Source organism: Ruegeria sp. AH3, from assembly GCF_056536265.1.
In genome coordinates, this window is record NZ_JBQFJL010000002.1 from 236,664 (window position 1) to 260,975 (window position 24,312).

The following is a 24,312-nucleotide window of genomic DNA, read 5'->3' on the forward strand; positions in this document are numbered from 1 at the left end:
GACCCGTCATCCACGATGGCCAAGGCTGCAGACATCTTCTGGTATCTAGTTCACACAAATAATGCCAAATATCGAGATATAGTGATTTTATTGCAAGAATCAGATTGTTTTGCGAGACTTTGAACATTGTTGAACGCAAATTTTAGGCTGCTGTATGGATTTTGGGATCCTTCTTGAGCCGTTGGAAGGTGACAACCCTTCCGGGGTGGAACTGAGGAACGAACCGCGTTTCCACGCGATAGAACGTTTGCTTGAAACAGCGACGAAGACTAATCGTGTGCTGCCCGACGGGACACTCAACCCCTCTGCTGCACCGATCGACTGGTCATCTATTGAACGCGACGGATTAGACCTGGCCCAGACGGGTCGCGATCTGCGGATGTTGAATATTCTCATCCGTGCCGGTGTCGCCACTGACAGTTTCGAGGGGCTGGCAGCTGGCCTTAAGATGCTGGATGCAACGCTGGAAACCTATTGGGACACTCTGAACCCGGCACTGCGGGACCGCGATACGCCGCAAGCCTGCGTTCAGCCCAGGCAGAATGCGATCAAACAGTTGGAGAATGATGACAACGGACTTCTTGGTGACCTGAAGTTTTCAGTCGCACTCAGCCCCCGTGGCATCGGCCCCCTGACCGGAGAGGATTTGGCGGCCGCCACGTTGAGCGCGTTTGACGCGCAAGCCAAATATGCCGGTGCTACCGAAGAAGAACTGGCAGGGATCGCGGCCAAGCACGAAGCCCGCGTCGGGCGCGTCAAGGCGGGAACACGTGCGCTGGCGGCAGAAGAACCGGATCGCGCCGAAGCACTGGTTGCAGCCTTGAATCAGGCACAGGAGGCACTTGGCTCCATTTGCGTACGTTTCAACACTCAGGCCGGTTACGAAAAGGATCCGGGGCTGAACCTGAACGAACTAGGGGAATTTCTGGGACAGGTACGAACCACGCTGGAGGTGGCAATGTCAGACATCCGTCAGTCTGACGGCGAACAGGAAATCGTATCCGAGCAACCGCAGGCTGCTCCGGCAACCGCCACGCCCGCCAGCTCTGCGACACCCGGCGTCGTGAATTCCCGTGCGGATGTCGAACGTTGCCTGGACAGCATTATCGCCTTTTACGAGCGCACTGAACCGTCAAGCCCGATTCCTCATCTGGCCCGTCGGCTAAGGCGCATGGTCCCGATGGATTTCATGGACTTGATGGAGGAAGTCGCCCCATCCGGCCTGAAAGAGTTTCGCAACGTTGCAGGCGTGGAGGACGCCAAGGGGAGAAAGTCTTAAAATTTCGAAGGAGTTTTAAATGTCCGAAAGTAAGCAGAAGGTCATTGAGCGTAATCGCGCCCCGAGGGTGCAAATTGCTTATGACGTTGAACATTATGGCAGTCCCACGACGATTGAATTGCCATTTGTGATGGGCGTAATGGCCGATCTGGCGGGGAAATCCGAGACACCTGAAGCCAAAAAACCCGTAGGTGAGCGCAACTTTGTCGAAACCGATGCGGGTCGTTTCAACAAATTCATGGAAGCCCTTGGTCCGCGTGTGAAGACCCGTGTTCCAAACACATTGCCATCTGCAGATGGCGGGGAAGCCGACGAAGAACTTTTCGTGGATCTGACCTTTTCCAGCATGGGTGACTTTGCCCCAGACAAGATGGCGGCGCAGGTTCCGGCGCTGAACGAGTTGCTGAAAATGCGCAACCAGCTTGAGGAATTGCTGGGATACATGGACGGCAAGGTCGATGCGGAAAAGCGCATCGCCCAACTTCTGAACAACGAACCGCTTCTGGCGCAAGCCGCCGAAGAAGCCCTGAAAAACGCTGAAAGCGAGGAGGGTTAAGCATGGCTGAGAAAGAAGCACAGGCCGCCGGAGGCGCCGCCGAGGCCGAAGAACTGGATCTGGGTGAATTTTCCGACCTGCTGGAAAAAGATTTCCGCATAAAAGACAGTGAGAGTGACAAGCTCAAGGGGCTGGTTGCCAATCTGGCGATTGCTGCCAAGGATCGCTCAGGTTCGGCCACAATCTCAGGCAATGCGATCAAATCCATCAAGTCACTGATTGCCGGTATCGATGGTCTTCTGACCACGCAGATGAATGAAATCCTGCACAATGACGAAGTACGCCAGATGGAAGGCACCTGGCGTGGTCTGCACTATCTGGTGAACAACACCGAGACAGATCAGAAGCTCAAGATCCGGGTGATGAACATCAAGAAAGAGGATCTGGGCGAAACGCTGCAGGACTTCGAAGGCCAGATGTGGGACCAGTCCCCGATCTACAAAAGCATCTATCAGGCCGAGTATTCGCAATTCGGCGGCGAGCCATTCGGGGCGATCATCGGCGCTTATGAGTTCTCACACAATCCGCAGGACGTCAGTCTGTTGCGCGAGATGTCGGGGATATGTGCCTCGGCCCACGCACCATTCATTGCCGCCGCTGCACCGCAGCTGTTCAAGATGGAAAGCTGGCAGGAATTGCCCAACCCGCAGGATCTGGAAGGCATCGTGTCGTCTCCGGATTATGCCAGCTGGCAATCGCTGCGCGAAAGCGAGGATGCACGATACATCGGGTTGACCATGCCACGCGTGCTGGGCCGCCTGCCCTATGGCGCGGACACCATTCCGGTCAAGGGTTTCGATTTCGAAGAAGCCATTGACGGCAAGCATGATCACTATGTCTGGATGAATGCCGCCTTTGCGATGGGCGTGAATATCAACCGCAGCCACAAGCTGTATGGGTGGGGAACCCAGATCCGGGGCGTGGAATCCGGTGGAACCGTGACCAATCTACCGGTTCACAGCTTCCCGACCGACGATGGCTCGATTGCAATGAAATGCCCGACCGAGATCGCCATCGATGACCGGCGCGAGGCTGAACTGGCCAAGCTGGGCATGATGCCGGTACTGCATCGCAAGAACACCGATCTGGCTGCCTTTATCGGGGCTCATTCGCTGCAGGATGACGAAACCCGGGCCGGACGTTTGGTCGATCCGGATGCGCAGGCCAATGAACGGCTGTCTGCCAACCTGCCCTATCTGTTCCCGGTCAGTCGGTTCGCGCATTACCTCAAGGCCATTGCACGCGACAAGGTGGGCACGTTCAAAGAGCGGTCCGATATGCAGGTTTGGCTAAGCGAATGGATCAACCGCTATGTGTTGGCCAACCCGTCCATGGCTGATGACAAAGCCAAGGCCAAACGTCCACTTGCTGCGGCAGAGGTTGAGGTGGACAGTGTCGAAGGACGCCCTGGCTACTACAATGCGCGGTTTTTCCTCAGACCTCATTACCAACTGGAAGGCATCAACGCGAGCTTGAGGCTCGTATCCGAGCTGCCCTCCGTCAAATCGTAGTTCATTAAGTTAAAGGAGTAATTCCATGTTAACCGGATATATGCTGATCGACGACGTCCCTGGCGAAAGCGTGCGCGCTGATCACGAAGATGAGATCGATGTCCACTCCATCGACTGGATCATCCAGCAGGGCGCAACTGCACAGGTCGGCAGTGGTCGGTCGCTTGCCCGTGCCCAGGTTGGGGCCGTCAAAGTCAACAAGTTCTATGACGCCTCCTCACCCTATCTTGCGCTGGCTTGCATGCAGGGCAAGGACTTCCCGGAGGTGACAATCGCGGTTCGCAAGGATTCCGGCGAAGCGCATCTGGACTATCTGGTGATCAAAATGGAGAATGTCGTAGTTTCAGGTTATGAAATTCTTCCAACACCTCAGGACAGTCTGGTGATTGAAGAACATGTGAGCCTGACATGTGAGAAGATCTCGATCCTCTACACCGTTCAGGCCGACGACCACAGCGCCGGAGATGAGCACGAGATTGAATACGATATCTCAGCCGGTGCGTGACCCAAAAAGGGCCGACTGAACTTATGTCAAACCAAAGGTCTGGGCTGTCTGCCCGTCAAGAACGCGTCCAGCCGTCCCTGTGGGACCGGCTGGTCGATGAATTGCCGGGTGTTCTGGCTGAAACCGACAGTATGCGCCTGGAACTTAGCAAAGAGCTGGGACGCAATGTCGACTTGGAGCAGGTCGTTTTGGGCGGTGCGCGCGCGGTTGAGCAGCTAGTAGACCTTGGCGACGAACAGCGACAGAAACTGCACGTCTACGTTGCCAAGATGCACCAGCGTCAAAGGTTGGAAGACAGCGGCATTGTGGTTGATGCCGACACTCTGCGCGAAGCGGTGCGTCGTGATATCGAGATGCTGTTCAACATCGAACGGATGGAGGCCGATTTTCTGCTGACCGAACTGGAACAGATGACCACACAGACCACCGCCGAAGAACTGACGGATTTTCCGCAGGTCCGAAGCTCGGTGCTGAACTATGGTGTGCCATCATTCTCGGGGCGTCGCGGATCCGATTTTGACAAAGACGCTTTAGAGCGTGAGATCAGGCAGGTCCTGCACATCTATGAGCCACGGCTGAAGAAAAACACCGTTCGAGTAAAGGTCGATTTCAATGACAAGACTGGTATGCGGATCACCATCGACGGCGTTCTTTTGCTGTCTCCGGTGCCAGAACGGCTGCGCTTGTCCACAGCGATCGACCTCGACAACGGAGAAGCCGCAACAACGTTGGTAGAGCTCTGATGGATCGCGCGTTCCTGGCATATTACGAAGAGGAACTGACCCATATCCGCGAATTGGCCGGAGAGTTTGCTGCAATTCATCCGAATGTGGCACGCAACCTTTCGATTGAAAGCACACCTTGCCCCGATCCCTATGTTGAACGCCTGCTCGAAGGCGTCGCATTTCTGGGCGCTCGTACCCGATTAAAGGTAGATGGTGAGGCCAGCCGCTATGTACGCAACCTGCTGGACACTCTGTATCCCGATCTGGCCGGCCCCAGTCCGGCCATGTCCATGGCGCGTCTGGCCCCCGGCCCGCAGATCGACAGCATGGTGGGCGGGCACGAGGTTGTCCGGGGCACAAGATTGGTATCTGGCTTACGCGACGGGCTGACCACACGTTCAACATTCACAACCGCACAAGCGGTGCACCTGTGGCCCGTCAAAATCTCCAAGGTGGAATACCTGCAGGACCCGGGCTCCCTGCGAGAGGCAGGGATCGGGGATCAGGCCGGATCGCAGCCCCAGGCGGGCTTGCGGATCGAACTGACACGCACCGGCCCTGGGCTAATGTCCGATCTGAGCTTGGACAGTCTGGATATCTACTTCGGAACCAGCAGCAGAGCAGGTGCAATTTTTGATGCGGTGTTTGGATTCGGGCATCGTATGGTGGTACGCCCAGCCGAACGCAACGCACGATTTCAGCCCGCGGCGGCACCGACCATGGTCGGTATCTCGGACGATGAGGCACTGACCCCCAAAGTTCGCCACGCCTTCGAAGGCTATCGATTGCTGCGGGAATACTTCCTGATGCCGGAGCGGTTCCATTATGCACGGCTGTCGGGCCTGTTTAACGCAGTGGCAACTTGCACGGGCACCAGCATCGAATTGGTGATCTTGCTGGACAAGGAACAACCCGCGCTCAACGATGTGAAGTTGAAGGATTTTCAACTTTTTGCCACTCCGCTGGTCAATCTGTTCGAACGGGAATGCAATCTGGTTCAGCTAGATCCGCAGAAATCGGCACACATCATTCATGCTGACCGCACGCGCCCCCGGGATTACGAGGTCTATCGCCTGCTTCGTGTTGAAGATGCCGAAACCAACGGGCCGCAGGCGCGTGTCACCCCGATATTTTCCGTCGAACAGCGCTCGGATTCCGGCTATGTCTACTCGGTCGAACGCCGACCGCGCCGACCGGGCGAAGATGAAATCAGACGTGGGCAAACCCGGACCAGCTATACCGGTGACGATCTGTTCATCTCGGTGACCCACCCCGCTGGCATGAACAGCAGTGGGGCCCTCAAACGGCTGGATATCCGGGCCCTCTGCACAAACCGCGATCTGCCGATCCTTGATGACACCCCGGTGCTGACATTGGAAACCGGTGATCCGGTGGGCAAGGTCGATCTGCTAAGCGCCTTCAAACGGCCGCGCCCATCGCTGCGCTCGGCCCTCCCATCGGGGTCCGGGTCTGAGCGCAAGATGGACGATCTGACCTGGCGCTGGATCGCACAACTCAGCCTGAACCACATCTCGTTGGCAGCCGAAGGGCGCGACAGTGAACCTTTGCGCGCATTGCTGATGCTATATGCCGATCGGGGCGATCCAACGCTGGAACGCCACGGCCGCTCGCTGACGCGCGTACAATCCTGGCCCGTGATTGAGCGGATCCAGCGCCCTGGACCTATCTGCTTTGGCCACGGAGTCGAGATCACGCTGGAAATAGACGAGACCGTTCTGTCGGGTCACAGTTCGCTGCTTCTGTCAGCTTTGCTGTCGCACCTGTTCGCCCGCCATGTCGGCATAAACTCATTCATCCGGACCCGCACGCATCTGACGCAGCAACAACAGGAGGTAGCATGGCCGATGACGCCCGGCGCGCGCAGCCCGATCTAGCAGAACAAAGCATCACCGAGATGGATTTCTTCCAGATGCTGGCACTGCTGGAAACTGATGGGCAAAGGTTTGGCCGCTCTGGCGGGCCCATGAACGAACCTGCCCGACTGGGTCAATCACCAAGGCAAGGATTTGCCACACAAGATGTCGCCAGCCTGACCCTTCGCGAAGGCGGCCTTCCACAGGTTTCCGTCAACGTCCTGGGCCTGTTGGGTCCTGAAGGCCCGATGCCGCTACACCTGACCCGCTGGGTACGCGAGCGCTTGTCGAACCGCTGGTTCGCTGGCGACAACGCGGGCGCACTGGCAGACACGTCCTTTCTGGACCTCGTCAACATGCTTCAGCACCGAATGCTGGCGTTCTACTGGCGCGCCTGGGCCGACGCCCGCCCGGAAATTCACATGGTCCATGACGATGGCGGGCGAGTAACTGCCATGCTGCGAGCCCTAGCGGGGCTTGGCCTGCCCGGCACCCTATCCGACGACAGAAAACTGAACGATGCCAAGTTGCGGCACGCAACATCGCTGGTTCAGGATCGTCACAGTCCCGAACGTTTGACCGCCTTTATCGAGTCTGTCGTGGATGCGCCGGTTGCGCTTGAAGAATTTGTCGGTGTCTGGATCGATCTGCCCGAAGCGCTGCAAACCCGCTTGGGCCAGGCTCATTCAGGTCTGGGGACTGAGGCGGTCGTGGGTGCGCGCAGCTTTGACCGCCTGTCACGAGCCGAGCTACGTGTAGGCCCGTTGAGCTTTGACCAGTTCGCTGCATTTCTGGAAAACCCAGATCTTTGGGAGCGACTGTGCCATGCCGTGGTGTTTGCGGCCGGGCGCGAGATCGAATTCAACCTGCGCCTTGTCCTGCGCGCCGACGAAGTACCGGATGCCCGGCTGGGCGCATGCCAATTGGGGCGTACGATCTGGCTCAACCCGCTGCCGGATCAGGATGCTGACGACCTTTGCGTGCCCAGTATCACAAAAAACTGGAGTGCCACCCCTGACAACAAGGTGGCCGCATGAGTGTAACCCTGACCCTCGAAAGCGCCCCACATGCGCAAAGCGAAACGCAGAAAACCTATTTGGGTGGCCAGATGTTGATCGGGAGAGGTGAGGATTGCGACTGGCGGCTGGATGACCCTGATATGTTCATTTCGCGCAAACACCTCATTCTGACCGATGAGAGCGGTGAGCTTGCGGTTCTGGATGCCAGCTCGGGCGGGCTGTTCATTGACGGATCGTCGGAACCATTGGGCACGGGCAACAGCCTCCGACTGGAACATCATATGCGCCTGCGCCTTGGCGATTTTGTCATTCGCGTCGATCTGCACGACGCTAAGACGGACGAAGTCACCTCGCCACAACCAGCCGGCGACAGCTTATTCGATTTCGGAACACCCGAGATGCCGGATGCTGCACCAAAGGAAAGACCCAAGGAGTTGCCCGACCCATTTGGTACCAGAAGCACATCCGACGAGTGGGACAAATGGACCGAGCCGAATGAACCGGCCCCTCCGCCCCGCCCGCTGGATCAGCGCGATCCGTTTGAGCTTGACCTCAGCAGGCAATCTGCCACCCCGCAGGAGACTTCGTTTTCGGCGAGCCGATATTTCGACGACACGCCCACCGAGACACACGAAGATCCTCTGCCGGGTCAGGCAGCAGATGCGACAGATCCTGCGCCATCCGTAAGGATTGCCCCCGAACCTGCATATAAACCGACAGAGCCGGTTCGGCCCCAGACGCCTTTGGCAACCGAAGACGCCGATCTGCGCACAGCTCTGTTTCGGGGTTTGGGGCTTTCGGAAGAAGAAGCTAAACACGCCACAGCAGAAGAGATTGAGGCGATCGGCGCGCGCCTGCGCGAAAGCGTTGAAGGGTTGATGTTCTTGCTGCGCACCCGGGCACAGGAAAAGCAGAAGATCCGCGTAGCCCAGACCATCATTGCGAATTCAGACGTTAATCCGCTGAAGTTTCTGGCCAGCACGGACGAAGCGCTGCTTTCTATCATACGCAATCGAGACGCCACCTACCTGCCCGGCGATCGGGCTGTAACTGATGCCTATCGTGACCTTGCCGATCACCAGATCCGCACTTGGAAAGCCCTGCAGGCAGCGCTGCGCCGGATGATCGACCGGTTCGACCCGGAGGAGGTTGAGAGGGAACTGGAGGATACCGGTTTTCTGGAACAGATCGTGGCAGGCGGGCGTTCCGCCAAGATGTGGCAGCTTTATCAGGAACGATACCGAGACATCGCCAAATCTGCAGAAGAGCGCTTTCTTGGCGAGGTCGGCGCGGATTTTCGCGATGCATACGAAACAAAAGGGAGTTAGCAGAGATGAGCCTGAACCGACGTTTATTCATCGGCGGCATCGCCGCCACCCTGACCATTTCCGCCTGTAAGAAGCCAGGTACTCTGACAGTGTCGGCACAGGGGCAACCCGGTGCGAACCCCGGTGTGGACGGGCAGGACCGACCCTTGACCATCTTCCTGCTTCAGATGTCTGGCAGCGGTGCTTTTGACAGCGCGGATTTCTTCGCCCTTCAGGACCCGTCCGCGGCCCTGGGCAGTGAGCTGCTCAAGGCCGAACAGATCGTGCTGACCCCGGGCAATGTGGCAACCAAAACCCTGACCATGCAGCCGGAAACAACCGTCGTTGGGTTCGTAGCTGCCTTCCGCGACCCGACGGGCAAGCAATTCCGCGCCAAAACGCCCGCACCCGGCAAGAATGCCGGTGTGATCCTGTCTGCCGGACCCTCGGGTCTGCAACTTCAAGACGCCTGAACCGTAAAAGGAGCCGACTGCGCATGACCGATAGCAACAAGGTGGTCTGGTCCGAAGGGCTGTTCCTGCGTACACAACATTTGCAACAGCAGGATCGCCATAATGAATGGCTGACCCGGCGCGCAATCCGTGCCGTGCCTTTGCAAAACTGGGGCTTCGGAAGTCTGACGCTGGACCGCAACGCGCTTGAGGCAGGGCTTATCGGTATCGAAACGGCAGATGGTATCCTGCCTGATGGTACGATATTTTCAGTACCCGGCAGCACAGCGGCGGTGCCGCCAGCTCAGGTAAGCGCGGACACCGAAGCCGGGTTGGTACAATTGGCAGTGCCGCTGGAACGGGCCGACGCCGCACAGATTGACCCCAGCCATGCGGACCCATCCGGCACCCGCTATCGCGGTGAGATCATAACCGTGCGCGACGCCATACGCGGCGGGGCCGATCCCACCGAAATAGAAGTGGCACGTCTTGCACCGCGGCTATTGTTGCCCGGTGATGACACCGCAGGCTACACCTCCTTGCCAATCGCGCGCATCAACGGGTTGGATTCCAACGGTGCAGTGACTCTGGCTTCTGGATTTCTTGCGCCTGCTCTCACACTCGGAGCGCAATCCGGATATGCCAGTTTTCTGAAAGAACTGGTCACCGGTCTTGATCGGATTGCAGATGCCCATGGCAAAATGGTTCTGGGCGGCACGGGCGCATCAATGGAAAACCTGCTGATACTGCAACTGGCCAATGCAGCACGACCGCGGATGGCACACATTCTGGCGCAGAACAATCTACACCCCTCGGATCTGTTCATGGAGCTTTCCGGGCTGGCAGGACAGATGGCAACTTTCGGCTCATCTTCACGCAGGCTGGCCGAGTTCCCGTTGTATGATCACACGGATCCGCAACCCGCCTTCGATGCACTGACCGACACGCTACGTTCACTGGTACTCTCGCTTCAGCATGTCGAGCCGAAATCCCGTGCATTGGCCGTCAAACGGCATGCAGACAACATCTGGACCGTGCGCATCGACAATCCCGGTATCATCGAAAGCAACCGTATCGTAATCCGGGTCGGCAGCGAGATGTCCGAAGAGATGATGCGTAAGATCTTTATCAATCAGGCCACTGTCGGTGCCGCAGATGATTTCGACGATCTGTGGAAATCGAAACTGCCGGGTATTCCGCTAAAACCTCTTCATTCGCAGCCTCGTGAAATCCCCTATGACGGAGACAGGCTGTGTCTGGAACTTGATCGCAACTCGGAACATTGGGCGGCCCTCGCGGACGCGCCGGGTTTTGTTCTTGGGGTGGCGGGAAAGCTGGACCGCGACCCTGACATTGACTGCTACGCCGTGAGCCGCAAACCATGACGAAAGATGATCCATTCGGACTGGGCCAAGATGCTGGCCGCACGCGCATTCGACCTGTGTCGAAAAAGCGCGAAGCAACGGCGTCACAACATGGTCACTCACATTCGACGGTTCCAGTTTCCGATGCGCGATTGCGGGACGCCAGAGCTTCGGACAATCCACTAGTCAATGCGTTTTCGCCGCTGCTTGGGCTCGCGCCAGAGCTTGAAACCGCCTCGGCCCCTGAAAACCCCGAGGTTCTGCGCGCCCGTTTACTGGACAATCTGACATATGCCCGCGACAGCGCTGTCTCTTCGGGGCTGACATTGGGGCAAGCCGACAAGGGCGCTTGGTTTGTCGCCGCCCTGCTGGATGACATTGCGCTCAACACGCCATGGGGCGGTGGGTCTGGTTGGCCAAGGATGCCGTTGGTGGCTGAACTCTATGGCAATGTCGATGCAGGGGAGCGGTTCTTTGACTTGACCGACGACTTGCTGCGTTTCCCCGAGCGTGATCCACATCTGGCCGAGCTGGCGTTCTTGTGCCTGTCCCTTGGGTTTCGTGGCAAACACCGGCTGACGGGTTCAAGCGGCGAAGCCACGCTGACACAACTGCGGGCTCAGCTGGCGCGCGCACTGACGGACTCTGACGCCGAAGACAAAGCCATTTCACCCCATTGGCAAGGGGTTGTCGCCGAACATGATAATCCGGGATTCATTGTGCCGCTCTGGGCGATTGGCCTGATCGTCATCGCGTTCATGGCACTGGTCTATGTGGGACTTGGCGTTCGTCTGTCAAACAAGGGCGAACAGCTCTATGCGCTGGCCGAAGTGCTCCCCCCGCCTGAACGGGCCGCCATTTTCCGACCCATCATTGAAACCGTCAAGGAACCCAGCCCGATACCCGAGCCGCTGATCATTGAATTGTTGCCATTGTTTGCGCAGGCCGCCCCACCTGACACCGTATCCGCCCTGTCCGGGCGCGAGGACGTCTCGCTGGCGATTGTGGTCCTGCAGGCAACCAACCCCGAAGTCTTCCGCTCTGCCAAGGCAGATCTGAACCCGCAATACACGACTTTGGTTCAATCGATCGCCAGCGTAATCGTGGATAATCAGGACATCATTGGCAAACTGCGTATCGTCGGCCACACGGACAGCATTCCGGTGCAACGCACCAACCCATTCCAATCCAATCAAGGCCTGTCCGAAGCTCGTGCCAAAAGAATCGCAGAACTCCTGATCGCAGCAGGCGTTCCGACCGATCTGATCTCGGTCGAGGGGCGCGCTGCGGCGGAACCGATTGCTGACAACGGTACCAAAGAAGGCCGTGCCCGGAATCGCCGGGTCGAAATCATCGTTCAAAAGAGGGTTTAGGGATGGGTGTTGTCAAAGCAATCTTCGGCTTTCTCTTCTCCCGCCTTTTGTGGACTATCATCGGTCTCAGCCTGTTATCGGTACTGATCTGGCTGTTTGGAGGATTGCTGAAATTCGGCGAAACAGCGCCTCTGGAAAGTGATCTGTCACGCACAATTACCATTGGCGTGATCTGGATTCTGTGGCTGCTGCGGTTGCTTTACAAGCAGATCAGGGCAGCGCGTGCCAATCGCATGTTTGTCGCCGAACTGGCCGCCGCCCCGCCCGAAGAGCCCAGCGCGCCCGGCGAGGAAAATGTTGCTGAGGTCAACGCCAAATTCGCCGAAATCATGGATCAGATGAAACGATCGAAACTGGGGGGGCGTAAATTCCTGCGCGACATGCCCTGGTATCTGTTCATCGGCCCGCCCGGCACTGGCAAAACCGCAGCCCTGCGTAATTCCGGTCTGCATTTCCCAATTGACCTGTCAGACGACCTCAAAGGCGTTGGTGGCACTCGAAACTGCGATTGGTTTTTCACCGAAGAGGCCGTGCTGGTCGACACTGCAGGCCGCTATGTACAACAGCAAAGCGACGCCGAGGTCGATGCCGCCGAATGGAAAGGTTTTCTCAAACTGCTGAGCAAACACCGCGGTCGGCGCGCGCTGAACGGTGTGATCCTGACCTTGTCGGTTCAGGAACTTGCCGGGTCCGACGCCTCGATCCGTGAACACGGGCGAGAGCTGCGCAAGCGTCTGATCGAACTGCAGGATGAGCTGAGTCTGCAACTTCCTGTTTATCTGATGATCACCAAAGCGGATCTGATCCCTGGGTTCGAGCCCTTCTTTGCCGATCTGTCGACCCGTGAGCGCGAGCAGGTTTGGGGTGCTACCCTACCCACAGATGTCCGGGTAGATGGGGTTACGATAGATCGCGAAACCCGTGCCCTGCAATCCGAACTCGAACACCGCCTAGTCGGGCGCATGGCATCGGATTTACCGCTGGACCAGCGTGGCGCAGCCTTCCGCTTTCCCAGTCAACTGGACCAGTTGAGCGGTCCGATCAAGCAACTGATCGATGCCGTCTTCGGGGAAAGCCGCTATGAAGACAGCCCCTGGCTGCGGGGATTCTATCTAACTTCAGCCACTCAGGAAGGTTCGCCCATAGATCAGATGATCTCTGGTATGAGCCAGTCTTTGGGCTTGCCGGTTGCACCGCCCAAACCTCGGGCGATGGGGGAAAAACGATCGTTCTTCCTGCGCAATCTGTTAACCGAGGTTGTGTTCAAGGAGGCCGGTCTGGGCACCTTTGATCCACGTGCCGAAGATCGCCGGCGTTGGATATTCCGCGGGACATTGGCTGCGGCAACACTTGCCACGGTGGTGGCCGTGCTGATGTTTACATTCTCGTATCTCCGTTACTCCGGTGGATTGACGGATCAGGAGCGGCAATTGTCTAAGCTGAATGCGCGGCTGGCCAATGTTGCTGCCCGCCAAGCTCCGACCGATCCGCTGGATCTCGATCTGGCGCTGGATGCGGCCTCCGAAACCATCAATTCCGACAGCGCTGTGCAAGCTGGTTTAATGACCATATTCGGCCCCACCGCCAAAGCTGAGCTGGATCAGGCGCAAACCCTGGCCTACGATCACACGCTGCGCAATATTCTCGAACCACGCATGGTTGCAACACTTGAGGCCACCATGTGGCGCCATTCACGTGATCCGGACTTCCTGCTTAGCGCCTTGAAAACCTACCAGATGATGACCGGATTGGCGGCCTATGACGCCGATTTCATCGCGGAATGGTGGCAGATTGATCTGCCCGAATACGCCCCGATTGATGTATTTCCGACGCAAGATGCCGTTGATCACCAATTGGCTGCCATTGCCCGGATGGCCAATGAGGAGGACCGTATCGCGCCCGATCCGGCCCTGGTGAATACCGCCCTGGAAAGCATCTGCACCATACCGCTTGCGATCCGTGCCTATCGGTCCTTGATGCGGCAGCCGCAGGTTTCGGGACTGGAGGACTGGATACCCGCTGAACATACCGGACCCAACGGGACACGTGTTTTGACACGGCTGTCCGAGAAAACTCTGCGGGTGGGCCTCCCCGGTGCCTTTACCTATGAGGGGTTCCACAAGACGGTGCTGCCCGCCGTGCCCGAAGTGGCTGCGCAGGCCATTCTGGATCGCGCCGTGTTCGAAGGGGGGTGCGCCGAAAGCTCGGATACCACAACGACATTGCTCGAGACGGATATTCTCAAGCTATATTACGATGACTACGTGGCCCAGTGGGACAGCTTCCTACGCGACATCCGGCTGGCCCCGATCACCGATCTGAACACGGCACGGGTCAATCTCAAGGATCTGTCGTCGGATGACAGCGCGCTCAAGCGGCTACTGCTGGAAGTGGTGGCCCAGACCCATCTCACACGCGTTGAAAATACCGATAGCGGCGGACCACCCAAAGGGTTGCTCAAGGCCGCCACCAAAAAACTCGGTAAAGTCGGAAAGCTTGCGAAAAAGGGTTCTAAAATCGTCGGGTCCGGCGGGGGCGCGACAGCGGCCCTCCCCGGTGCACCGGTCGCCGATCACTTCAAACCGGTTCGCAGCGTTGTGGAAGAGGTCGAAGGACAACCACCGCTTATCGGCGACACAACCGTAGCGCTGACCGCGCTGTATAATGAGCTTCAGACAGTATCTGCCGGGGCGAACCCCCAGGCGGAGTTGCTGGCGCGCGGCGGATTGCCGGTGCTGACTGGTGCGATTGCCGACGAGGCGCAGTTCCTGCCCCCGCCGATCAATGATTGGGTACGCGGAATTGCGGGCGACACCATCGAATTCACGCGCGACGCAATCGTCGCTGGTCTCAACGCACAATGGCGGGCGGATGTGATGCCGTTTTGTGTTTCGGCAACGCGGGGGCGATACCCGTTTGATCCATCCAGTTCGATTGATGTGAATACGGCCGATTTCGCGCGACTATTCGGGCCTGGTGGCTTGGTCGACAGTTTCACCGAAAACCACCTTGCCCCTTATATCGATACCACCACCCGGCCCTGGAGCTGGCGCAATGATCTGGGGCTGGACCCGGCGTCGCTGTTCCCTTTCCAGAACGCGCGCGCCATGCGTCAGGCCCTGTTTCCCGGTGGCGCGGGTCCGGTGATGTCCTTTGCGCTGGAGCCCAGGGACCTTTCAGCCAACGCAAGCAGGATCACGTTGAATCTGGATGGTCAAACGCTCAGCTACTTCAACGCAGCCGCGCGGCCAGTGCCGATGACATGGCCGGGACCGGATGGGACAAATATGATCACGATGAGTTTCGCGCCTGTGGATGGCTCGACCGAGGTCATCACCTCGCAGACCGGGTCCTGGGCGTTTTTGCGACTGATCCGGGCCGGGCGCCTTTCGCCCACAACACTGCCCGAAGTGTTCCGCCTTAGCCTTTCGGCGGCCAATTACAAAGCCGATTTCGATCTCCGCGCCAATTCCGTGGACAACCCCTTTAATCTGGAAATGTTTTCCGGCTTTGATTGCCCCAGCGGGTTCTGATCGATGGGTACTGGCTTCTTTGGCAAAATGCCAGCATCCGGCGATTTCGTCGCACGCGGGTTGAGACCACATATCCGGCCTTTGCTGGATAGATGGCTGACCCTGCATCTGGCCGAACCGGCCCGTCGGCCCGAAATCTGGCCTGAGACGGCCCTGCACGCTTTGATACAGGGGCCGGAGCATATGCTGGCTCTGGCGATATTGCCCAGCCAAGATGCCGTCGGGCGGCACTTTCCTCTGGCGGCGTGTTGTCCTGTGGAGTCTGCCGATCAGGCAGGGGTTGAAAACTGGGCCGCCGCTGTTTTCCCAGCGCTTTGCATGTCACAAAGCCCAGCATTTAACCCGGATGCGTTGTACGCAGCCCTGCAGCCCGTTTCCGATCCTCCAGCCGTGGCTTCCTCGCTGACACCACCGCTGGCCTGGGCCTCAGACCCGCCGGTCAAACCAGAAGACTGCTTTGGCAATCTTTTTTGAGTGAGCCCCCAATAGCCGAACTCAGTTCTGGCTGATCTTGCTGGCTTTCAATGTCATGTTGCCACTGGCCTTGGCCACGATCTTACCGCTGGCCTTCAACGACAGATCTTTGCCATCCAGCACAATCGTTCCGTCCTTTTTCATCTGCAGCTTGGCATCTCCACAAACCAAAGTGATGCTGTCGACGGCCTTGATCGACAGATCTTTGCCAACCTCGACCTCCATCATCTCAGCAATTACGTGTTTCGAGTCTTTGGAGACATTAACAGACCTTGAACCGGCAATCTTATAGGCCCCGTCGGCACCAATCTCGACATCTTGCGTTGCTGCGATTTCGACCTTTTGGTTACCGCCGATTTTCCAACTGTCATCAGCACCGATCTCGTGATCCTGTTGCGCCCCCACGGTCATTGAACGGCTCGCACCGATTGTATTTGTCTGTACCGCCCCGACAGATCGGGTTTCTGCTGCGCCTACTGTATCAGTGCGCGCCGCACCAACTGTTACGGTCTGCAGCGCCGCTACGGTCTGGGTGTGGTTCAAACCGATAGTTTCCGTGGAACTGGAGCCGATGGTGATCGATTCCGTATCCCCGACAGTAAGCGTACGCGTTGCGCCGACTGTTTCAGTGTCATGGCTGCCGATGATCACATCGCGGTTTACACCCACCGATGTAGACTTGTTGTTGCCGACACTTTCAGTGCGGTCATTGCCGATGGATTGGGTGCCGTCATGGCCCACATCCTCGACCCAATCGTTGCCGATGGTGCGGGTCTCATTATTCTTGACCAACTCATTGTGATCTTTTTCGGCTTGGAAATAGACCTCTTCCGAGCCCTTTTTGTCTTCGAAACGCAATTCATTCCAGCCGCCCCCGCCCAATGACGAGTTAGACTTCCAACCTGATTGCGTCGCATTGTCAGGTAACCCGTAAGGCGGCATCTGTTCTGCGTTATAGACGCGGCCGGTGATAATCGGCTGATCCGGATCACCTTCCAGAAAATCAACGATGACCTCCTGCCCGATGCGCGGGATCTGGATAAAGCCCCAGCCCGCCCCAGCCCAGACAGACGACACCCGCACCCAGCACGAGGAATTTTCGTCATTCGCCCCCTCGCGATCCCAATGGAACTGCACCTTGACGCGCGAGTATTCATCTGTGTGAATCTCTTCTCCGGATGGGCCCACAACCACAGCTGTCTGCGGGCCACGCATAACAGATTTTGGAGTTACCTGGGGTGGCCGGTATTGGATGTCGCCGGGCATCAGAAGATATCTGGCCTCGAAGCCGGGGTGTTCGTTGTCGCCCAGAAGCGACGAATAGGCCTTGCCCTGCATGTCATAATCGACCCGCAGAATACAGTATTCCGCGTTCTCGGCATCACGCGGATACAGCGCCAACTTGAAGCGCGCACCGGACCACGGCATTCGTGCGGTGGATACAGCAGTGATCCTTTGTGCCGGGGACAGGCCCTCTTGCAGTCTGACAGTGGCCAGATCTTTGCCGCGTCCATGGTCCATATAGGTACCGGGATAGCTGTAACGTTCCTTGTCGTCCTGTTCATGTCCGACCGGCAGCTCGTCCAGCGCCATCAGATCGGCGGACGGTTTGATGAAATCATAGTCGGTATGCACATAGGCACCCGGCACGACAGCATCAGTTCTGTCCCAATCCGTGATGACTTGCGGGTCCTGCGCAAAATCAATCTTGTCGCCTTCAAATTCGATCTCGGTCATCCCATCGGTGGCAATCAAGGTGGCAATGTCATCGACCAGAACCAGCTTGTGTTCTCCATCGTCAAATTCATGAAAATAGTAAATGCCTTCATGCTCCATCAGCCGCTGGATAAAATCCAGATCGCTTTCACCATATTGAACGCAATAGTCGCGCGGCTCATAACTTTCGTTCAGACGCAGTTCGAACAGCAGATTGTCCTGCTCACCCAGAATTTCTTCGATGATTTCGACAACGCTTTTGGCCTGAAAAATGCGATTATCTGTGGTTTTCGATAGAAACCACAAGGCAGGCCTGAGCGTGAGCTCATAAAGGCCCCACCCTTCTTTGAGACCGGCAAAGCGAAACTGATCGACCAAACCGTGAAAATAGCGCTCGTGTTCTTCAAACCCAGCCCGGACCGTAACGGGAGTTCCCAGCAACTTGTCCGAACTAACGTTGAAATCGGACGACTGCAGTGTGAGTTCGAATTTGAAACACGTGCTGATGGCATCGAAGCCGGTCATCCGGGCAAAGCGCAACCCATCCGGGTCGTCGGGGGTATCGACTAGCTCGGTCTTGGCCTGGAAATGCCGCTCGTCAAACATCACTGCACTCGCTTCCTGAAAATCTCTTTCAAATCTGCGTGCTAATGTAGCACAGGCATGGCGCGCCGCAGAGTCCCGGCGCGCAATTTACAGAACCGGTGGGCATGAGAATCCACGCATCAAGCTACGCGCCGAAACTGGGTTCGCCGCATCCGGGAACACAATTTCCACAAATGCGCGTCCATCATCGCTGCGAATGTCGACCAGAACCCGGGCACCTTCGTCGCGAAACCGCAGCCGGAACCGATCCAGAAGCCTCAACAATCCCCAATATCCGGCGGCATTAAGTTCTGCATTGTCTGTGCCCTCACGGAAGCTGATACTGGCCCCCATTAGCGGCGCCGGGCCCGGCCATGCCAATATCGCCGGTTCACCTGTTGCACGCACCGGCGCGCCCTGTCCCCCCACTGCGACAACCATTCGTCCGCGTTCGGCCAATGCCGCCATCTCGAGCTGCAGCTGCAACTGACCCTGCGCATCAAAAAGCGCATCGGACAACAGGACGGCACGTTCGAAAAAGGCGGCTGAATCTGGGTCCAGCCCGGCAAAACGTGCTTCTGGTTTCCAGCGCCATGGCCGTGAGGACTGATCGAGGAATTGGGCCAGATAAGCACTGTAGAACTGCATCAGACTGCCGTTTGGGGCCATCAATGCAGTAACCTCGGACGGAACTGCGTCCGCACCGTCTGCGAATGGGTACTGATTGTGCAACACTCTGCGGCAGGCGGGATAGATGGTTTGTTGCCAGCGTAGAACCAGTGGATCTGCGCCAGACTGAGAGGTTGCCGCGTTGGCCTGTGCCAGCACATCTTCAGCAATCTGCACAATGATCCGGGGGGCGGTTTGCAGCACGTTGATCGTCCGCGCACGTTCCTGCACGCTAACCAGTTTCGCTGTACCTTTCTCTCCGTCGCGCTGCCGCGTGCTGAGTGCCACGTTCAATGTTGAAAACAGCTGGCTGAGCTCTGCCATGCCGCCTTCATCCATCCATTGGACCACCGGACCAAAAACACGGCCCAATTCGACCTTTTGGTCAAAGCTTCGGCTTTGGTCCCGCCCTCCCATCTGCGTCCAGCTTGCGCGCAGCACCTGCGATAGCGGATTCGCGCGTTGCGCCAATACGCCTGAAACCAGAATGGCCCGATCCGGGTCATCGAACGGTTCCACCCGCAGATCGGACAACCACTCCGTCCACACGGCAATCGTTTCCCGATGCAATCGGGCCTGAACCTCGTCCGGGGTTTGATTGACCGGGTCAGACATCTGACCCAACACCACCGGAACCATGCGGCGGGCATCCTGTACGGCGACGCCAATGCCGTAATCCCGCGCATAGGCCCAGCCGTCCTGCGTGAACAACCCCGGCAAAGCCGAATCCAACGCAACGCCGGAACGGCGTACAAGGATGTCGGACAGACCCGGTATATTTGCCTCGGGATTCCAGGACGGCAGAGCCCGGGTCTGCGAAGCGCGCAACAGTTCCAGCCACACCCGATCCGCCTCGGACGTCTCGCTGGCAAAGCCACGCGCCAGATCCTGTATCTGCGCATCGGTGGCCTGTATCGTACCGTCGGGGGTTGGAAACGCCATCACATGACGAGAAAACCCGGGTAAACCATGGGCGTCTTGGTTATCCTCCAACCAGCCTTCAAGATAGGCGGGTGACCATTGCAGATCACCGCTGAGCACAGCAAAAGCCCGAAGCGCGTCGTAAAGTTTCAGGCTGTCGCCTTCGGTCGCCAGCACCTCCTCCAGTACAGTGGCCAGCGTGGCGGGACCAACTTTGGCTACGTCAGACCGGTATCTGTTTTCCGCGACTGTTTCGCTGTCCACGCGTGGCAATCGAACAACCCGGCGCAACGGTGCATATTGTGCTGCACGAACCACCCGATCCCGCGCTTGGGAAACCTGTGTCAGTGAGTTGGTCAACTCGGCCCTTGCCATATCAGGTGCCAGCGTAATCGCACCAATATCCTGTTCAAACCGATCCAGAATTCTGGCGTGGAACCGATACTCCAGCCAACACGCATATCCGGCCAGCGACAGCAAAAACACCAGAAAACTCAGCACCGCAAACACGCCCCAATTCGAGCGGCTTCTTGTCAGGCTGCGACCACCCGTTTGTACTTGCAGCGCCACATCGTCCAGAAACGCTGCAAGACCAGCATAGTCAGCCCCGGCATCGCGGGCGGTTTGGGAAAACTCGCGTATACGCGACAGCGACATTTGGTGGTCATCAAACAAAGCCTTTTGCGCCAGAACACTCCACGTAGTCAGTTTCAAAGCGCTCTGCGCGCGGGCCCGCGTATCGATCAGCATGGCGAGCCCCAATCGCGCCGGAGCAATCGCAGGCTGCGGAACATCGCTTTGCTCCAACGCACCTGCGAACACGGTCAGGGCCTCTTTTGCACGCGCCAACAACGCAGATTCGCCAGCGCGCACTTCTTCATCCATACGGTCAATCAAATCGAATATGGGAACCGCAGCTTTCTCGAAGACCTGCTTGCCCGACGCTGGCTGAGCATCTCTGCGCACCATCAGCTACAGCTGACCTTCTGCGCGCCAGCGCAGCAACGTTTCCTCGCCAACTTCGAAATGCATCGAATCTTCACGGCGATAGGTCGCGCCCCAATACCAGCCTTCGGCATTGAACAACTCGGCCAGTAACAACAGACCAAACTGCGTACCACCATCGCCAAAGCCATCCAGCTGTCCTTGAAGCTTGATGTCGATCGCCGTGCCGAATGAGTGATTGGAGATCGAACTGCTGGAGCCCCGGATCAGCCGTACGCACAGGCCACCTGCCGTCCCGAGCGCTGCATAGATATCAGGTTCGGTGGCTTGCAGGGTGTTAAAAATCCGCTCCAGCGAGTCCAGCGCCGGACGCAGCAGGGTTACACGAATTGGACCCACCTGCCTTGTTTCCACGAGCGCGCTCAGCGCCGCGTTGGTGATACCCTGACAGTTGGTGCCATAGTCGCGCCGTGGCTGACCCAACAGCTTGAGCATCGTGGAATTGCGCGGTTGCGTTATCCCCTTGTTGAAACGCGCCTTGGCCAACTGCATGACCTCGGTCATCTCTTCAGTGGGAATGTGGTCCGCGATCTCGGGCATGGTTTGCGTCACATCAAGGCTTAACCCCTGTGCTGCATCGCCGACGGGATTTGTCGTCGCGGCAGAGGGCACCTGGGCCGCAAGAAGCGCATTCGCTTCCGCCTGTCGTTCAATGGCTGTTTCAGCTTCATTCAACGCCTGACTCAGCGCTTTGATTTCGGTGGTCAGGGTCTCAATCCTGTCTTCGGCACGATCCAGCCGTAACTCAGTCCCGCCATCGGCGGTCTGCAAGACCGCTCCGACCACCGCAAAGGCAATCGCCGCGGCAATCAAACCTATCGCAATGATGATCGGGCCGATCAGCGTACCTTGTCGCATCAGCGTGCTTCCTGCACGAAGGTCGATACCACCGAAACATTGTCCGGCGCACCGCGTTCAAGGCAATGGATTATAAGATCGGCGCACAGGGCCTCGGGGTCTGTCGCCCTCAATGCGCAATCGGCGATGTCATGATCACCCAGACACGCCGTCAGCCCGTCGCTGCACAGCATCAGAATATCACCTGGCACCACCGGAACGGACAGCGCATCAAGTTCAATCTCAGGTTCATATCCGACGGCGCGGGTGACAACATGAGCGTCAGGATGGCTGGCGCTGTCTTCATCACGCAGCAACCCCTCATCGACCATAGTTTGAACGACCGTGTGATCACGTGTCAGCAACCTAAGGCAGCGTTGTCGCATCAGATATGCACGACAATCACCCGCCCAAACGATATTGGCGTGACCGTTCTGAAACATCAACGCCACCACCGTTGCACCAAAGCGTTGTGTTCCCTTGGACCGCGCCACTGACTGAATTTCAGTATTCGCCGCCTGAAGGCTACTACGCAGCGCAGGTATTGCTGACATCGTATCAACCACTTCAGACAAATGACGCGTGATTATGTCTGAGGCTACATCTCCGTTCCCGTATCCACCCATCCCATCGGCCACGGCCCAAAGAACCCCGGTTGGATCAGTTAAGATAGCATCTTCATTGTCAGACCGCACCCGGCCGGTATGGGTCAGCCCCGCCCCGGCGACATATAAAGCCGCACGGCGCGGCGGGTGTGGAATTTTGGTCGTCGGAACTGTCATACCGAGCGTTCACCCAAGTCCGGCAGCCCACAACACAGGGCCGAAGAAGCAGCCAATACAAAAGACAGAATTGAATATTTGTAGATATTAACCTAGTATCGGGACCGTACAAATCCTTTTTTCTCAGGTGATTCAAATGCGGTTTTATTCAGGATGTATCGGCGGAATCTGCCTTGCCGTTCTGGCCCTGCCCGCGCTTGGCCAAGAGATGACTCCGGAGGAAATCAATGAGATTTTCAACCGGCAGATTGAGGTTCAGAACCGGCCGCTGACCCGCTCGCTTGACGGCAGTTCGAATGCCCGTGGTGTTTCGTTGGTCACGGTAGAGGATATTCAGGCCGAGGCGGTAAGCCCCGAAAGCATTGAGATCTCACCTTCGGCGCAAACTGCAACCCTGCCAACGACGGAAACAGCAATCACGACACAGGAAACCGGCACGACGTCAACGCCGGATACCACTCAGGTCACCAGTGCAACCGATCCGAATAAGCCACTGGTCTACGCCAAGCTCGACACCGAATTGCAGATCAATATGCATATCAAATTCGGGTACGATTCTGCTGCGCTGGATGAAAGTCAGAAATCCAAGCTGTCAGCTATGTGTACCGCAATGAAGACCAGCCCGATTGACCTGTTTCGCATCATTGGGCACACGGATACATCCGGCTCGGATGAATATAACCAGCGCCTTTCGGTACTGCGCGCGAAAGAAGTCGCGCGTCATCTGGTACAGGAATGTGGTATCGCACCTCAGCGTCTGGAAACAGTCGGGATGGGGGAACGTTTTCCGGTCAACTCCAGCAATCCGCGCGCCGAGGAAAACCGCCGCGTAGAATTCCAGGCCATGAGTTGACGGCTTGCAGTTCAACCGGAGTTGCCCCGAAAATACGCGATGGTACGCCGTAGCCCTTCATCAAGATCAGTCTGCGGGGTCCAGTCAAGCACGGCCTTGGCGCGGGTAAGATCCGGTCGGCGACGTCTTGGGTCATCTGGTGTAGTGTCCTGAAACTCAATCCCCGAGGGCGATTCCGTGAGTGACAACACCCGCTGAGCCAACTGTAATATCGTGATCTCCTGCCTGTTTCCCAGGTTGAGCGGACCGGTCACTCCAGCATCGGTCCCCATTAGCGCCATAATGCCGTCGACAAGATCATCCACATAGCAAAATGAACGGCTATGGCTGCCATCACCATAGATGATCAGCGGTTTACCGGTTAATGCACGCGTGATGAAATTCGAAACCACCCGTCCGTCAGCAGGATGCATGTTCGGGCCATAAGTATTAAAAATCCGGGCGACCTTTATGTCTAACCCATGCTGCCGATGATAGTCGAAGAATAGAGTTTCGGCACAACGCTTCCCTTCGTCATAACAAGAGCGCGGCCCGATCGGATTAACATGCCCCCAATAATCTTCGGATTGCTCCGGCGTCGCGGGATCACCATAGACCTCCGACGTTGACGCCTGAAAAATTCGCGCATCCAACCGTTTGGCCAAACCCAGCATATTGATCGCGCCATGTACCGATGTCTTAACGGTTTGAACCGGATCATGTTTGTAATGTACCGGCGAGGCAGGACAGGCGAGATTATAGATCTCATCCACTTCGACATATAATGGCAAGGTCACGTCATGGCGCATGAACTCGAAATTCGGGTTTGAATGCAGATGCGCGATATTGCGCTTGGACCCGGTGAACAGATTGTCGACACACAGAACATCGTGGCCTTGTGCCAGCAGCCGATCCACAAGACGCGAGCCAATGAAACCGGCACCGCCTGTGACCAGAATTTTCTTGGTGCTGTCTCTGAGATGCGGCATCCGG

19 protein-coding genes are annotated in these 24,312 nt (G+C 57.4%); 14 read left to right on the plus strand and 5 right to left on the minus strand.

What is annotated here, in order from left to right; genetic code table 11:
• Positions 1 to 154 precede the first annotated feature (154 nt).
• The 13 genes from ACR3EM_RS18690 to tagF are packed head-to-tail and all read left to right on the plus strand — an operon-like array spanning position 155 to position 15,972.
• Positions 155 to 1,279 carry a type VI secretion system protein TssA gene (locus tag ACR3EM_RS18690; protein ID WP_480472144.1) on the plus strand — a complete coding sequence of 375 codons (1,125 nt, stop codon included), beginning with the start codon at positions 155 to 157 and terminating at the stop codon, positions 1,277 to 1,279.
• 19 nt (positions 1,280 to 1,298) lie between these two features.
• Positions 1,299 to 1,835 carry a type VI secretion system contractile sheath small subunit gene (gene tssB, locus ACR3EM_RS18695; protein WP_480472145.1) on the plus strand — a complete coding sequence of 179 codons (537 nt, stop codon included), beginning with the start codon at positions 1,299 to 1,301 and terminating at the stop codon, positions 1,833 to 1,835.
• 2 nt (positions 1,836 to 1,837) lie between these two features.
• Positions 1,838 to 3,346 carry a type VI secretion system contractile sheath large subunit gene (tssC, locus tag ACR3EM_RS18700; protein ID WP_480472146.1) on the plus strand — a complete coding sequence of 503 codons (1,509 nt, stop codon included), beginning with the start codon at positions 1,838 to 1,840 and terminating at the stop codon, positions 3,344 to 3,346.
• 25 nt (positions 3,347 to 3,371) lie between these two features.
• Entirely contained in the window at positions 3,372 to 3,851 is a 480-nt protein-coding gene (locus tag ACR3EM_RS18705) for an Hcp family type VI secretion system effector (protein ID WP_480472147.1), read from the plus strand.
• 23 nt (positions 3,852 to 3,874) lie between these two features.
• A complete protein-coding gene (gene tssE / locus ACR3EM_RS18710; RefSeq protein ID WP_480472148.1) occupies positions 3,875 to 4,594 on the plus strand; it encodes a type VI secretion system baseplate subunit TssE in 720 nt (239 codons plus the stop codon).
• Positions 4,594 to 6,471: a type VI secretion system baseplate subunit TssF gene (gene tssF / locus ACR3EM_RS18715; protein WP_480472149.1), complete on the plus strand. Its 1,878-nt coding sequence runs from the start codon at positions 4,594 to 4,596 to the stop codon at positions 6,469 to 6,471. Before tssE ends, tssF begins: the two co-directional genes overlap by 1 nt.
• Positions 6,435 to 7,487 carry a type VI secretion system baseplate subunit TssG gene (gene tssG / locus ACR3EM_RS18720; RefSeq protein ID WP_480472150.1) on the plus strand — a complete coding sequence of 351 codons (1,053 nt, stop codon included), beginning with the start codon at positions 6,435 to 6,437 and terminating at the stop codon, positions 7,485 to 7,487. The genes tssF and tssG overlap by 37 nt, the downstream gene beginning before the upstream one ends.
• On the plus strand, positions 7,484 to 8,797 hold the full coding sequence (gene tagH / locus ACR3EM_RS18725; protein ID WP_480472151.1) for a type VI secretion system-associated FHA domain protein TagH: 1,314 nt from the start codon (positions 7,484 to 7,486) through the stop codon (positions 8,795 to 8,797). Before tssG ends, tagH begins: the two co-directional genes overlap by 4 nt.
• Before the next feature lie 5 nt (positions 8,798 to 8,802).
• Positions 8,803 to 9,249, plus strand: coding sequence for a type VI secretion system lipoprotein TssJ (gene tssJ / locus ACR3EM_RS18730; protein WP_480472152.1), 447 nt, complete (start codon positions 8,803 to 8,805; stop codon positions 9,247 to 9,249).
• A gap of 23 nt (positions 9,250 to 9,272) precedes the next feature.
• On the plus strand, positions 9,273 to 10,613 hold the full coding sequence (tssK, locus tag ACR3EM_RS18735; protein WP_480472153.1) for a type VI secretion system baseplate subunit TssK: 1,341 nt from the start codon (positions 9,273 to 9,275) through the stop codon (positions 10,611 to 10,613).
• Complete coding sequence (gene icmH / locus ACR3EM_RS18740) at positions 10,610 to 11,965, plus strand: type IVB secretion system protein IcmH/DotU (RefSeq protein ID WP_480472154.1); 1,356 nt, start codon at positions 10,610 to 10,612, stop codon at positions 11,963 to 11,965. The genes tssK and icmH overlap by 4 nt, the downstream gene beginning before the upstream one ends.
• Positions 11,966 to 11,967: 2 nt before the next feature.
• Positions 11,968 to 15,498, plus strand: a complete 3,531-nt coding sequence (gene tssM / locus ACR3EM_RS18745) for a type VI secretion system membrane subunit TssM (RefSeq protein WP_480472155.1) — start codon at positions 11,968 to 11,970, stop codon at positions 15,496 to 15,498.
• A gap of 3 nt (positions 15,499 to 15,501) precedes the next feature.
• Positions 15,502 to 15,972, plus strand: coding sequence for a type VI secretion system-associated protein TagF (tagF, locus tag ACR3EM_RS18750; protein WP_480472156.1), 471 nt, complete (start codon positions 15,502 to 15,504; stop codon positions 15,970 to 15,972).
• 21 nt (positions 15,973 to 15,993) lie between these two features.
• Here tagF and ACR3EM_RS18755 read toward each other — a convergent pair whose 3' ends face one another.
• From ACR3EM_RS18755 to ACR3EM_RS18770, 4 genes are all read right to left on the minus strand, one after another.
• A complete protein-coding gene (locus ACR3EM_RS18755) occupies positions 15,994 to 18,294 on the minus strand; it encodes a type VI secretion system Vgr family protein (protein ID WP_480472157.1) in 2,301 nt (766 codons plus the stop codon).
• 87 nt (positions 18,295 to 18,381) lie between these two features.
• On the minus strand, positions 18,382 to 20,832 hold the full coding sequence (locus tag ACR3EM_RS18760) for an ImcF-related family protein (protein WP_480472158.1): 2,451 nt from the start codon (positions 20,830 to 20,832) through the stop codon (positions 18,382 to 18,384).
• A 3-nt stretch (positions 20,833 to 20,835) separates the two neighbouring features.
• Positions 20,836 to 21,726 carry a M15 family metallopeptidase gene (locus ACR3EM_RS18765; protein WP_480472159.1) on the minus strand — a complete coding sequence of 297 codons (891 nt, stop codon included), beginning with the start codon at positions 21,724 to 21,726 and terminating at the stop codon, positions 20,836 to 20,838.
• On the minus strand, positions 21,726 to 22,487 hold the full coding sequence (locus ACR3EM_RS18770) for a PP2C family protein-serine/threonine phosphatase (RefSeq protein ID WP_480472160.1): 762 nt from the start codon (positions 22,485 to 22,487) through the stop codon (positions 21,726 to 21,728). The genes ACR3EM_RS18765 and ACR3EM_RS18770 overlap by 1 nt, the downstream gene beginning before the upstream one ends.
• 136 nt (positions 22,488 to 22,623) lie before the next feature.
• Here ACR3EM_RS18770 and ACR3EM_RS18775 point away from each other — a divergent pair, with 136 nt between their 5' ends.
• Entirely contained in the window at positions 22,624 to 23,340 is a 717-nt protein-coding gene (locus ACR3EM_RS18775; protein WP_480472161.1) for an OmpA family protein, read from the plus strand.
• Between the two features lie 11 nt (positions 23,341 to 23,351).
• Here the strand turns inward: ACR3EM_RS18775 and ACR3EM_RS18780 are convergent, their stop codons facing one another.
• Positions 23,352 to 24,308 (minus strand): UDP-glucuronic acid decarboxylase family protein, encoded by a 957-nt coding sequence (locus tag ACR3EM_RS18780; RefSeq protein WP_480472162.1) that lies wholly within the window; start codon positions 24,306 to 24,308, stop codon positions 23,352 to 23,354.
• Positions 24,309 to 24,312: the final 4 nt, after the last annotated feature.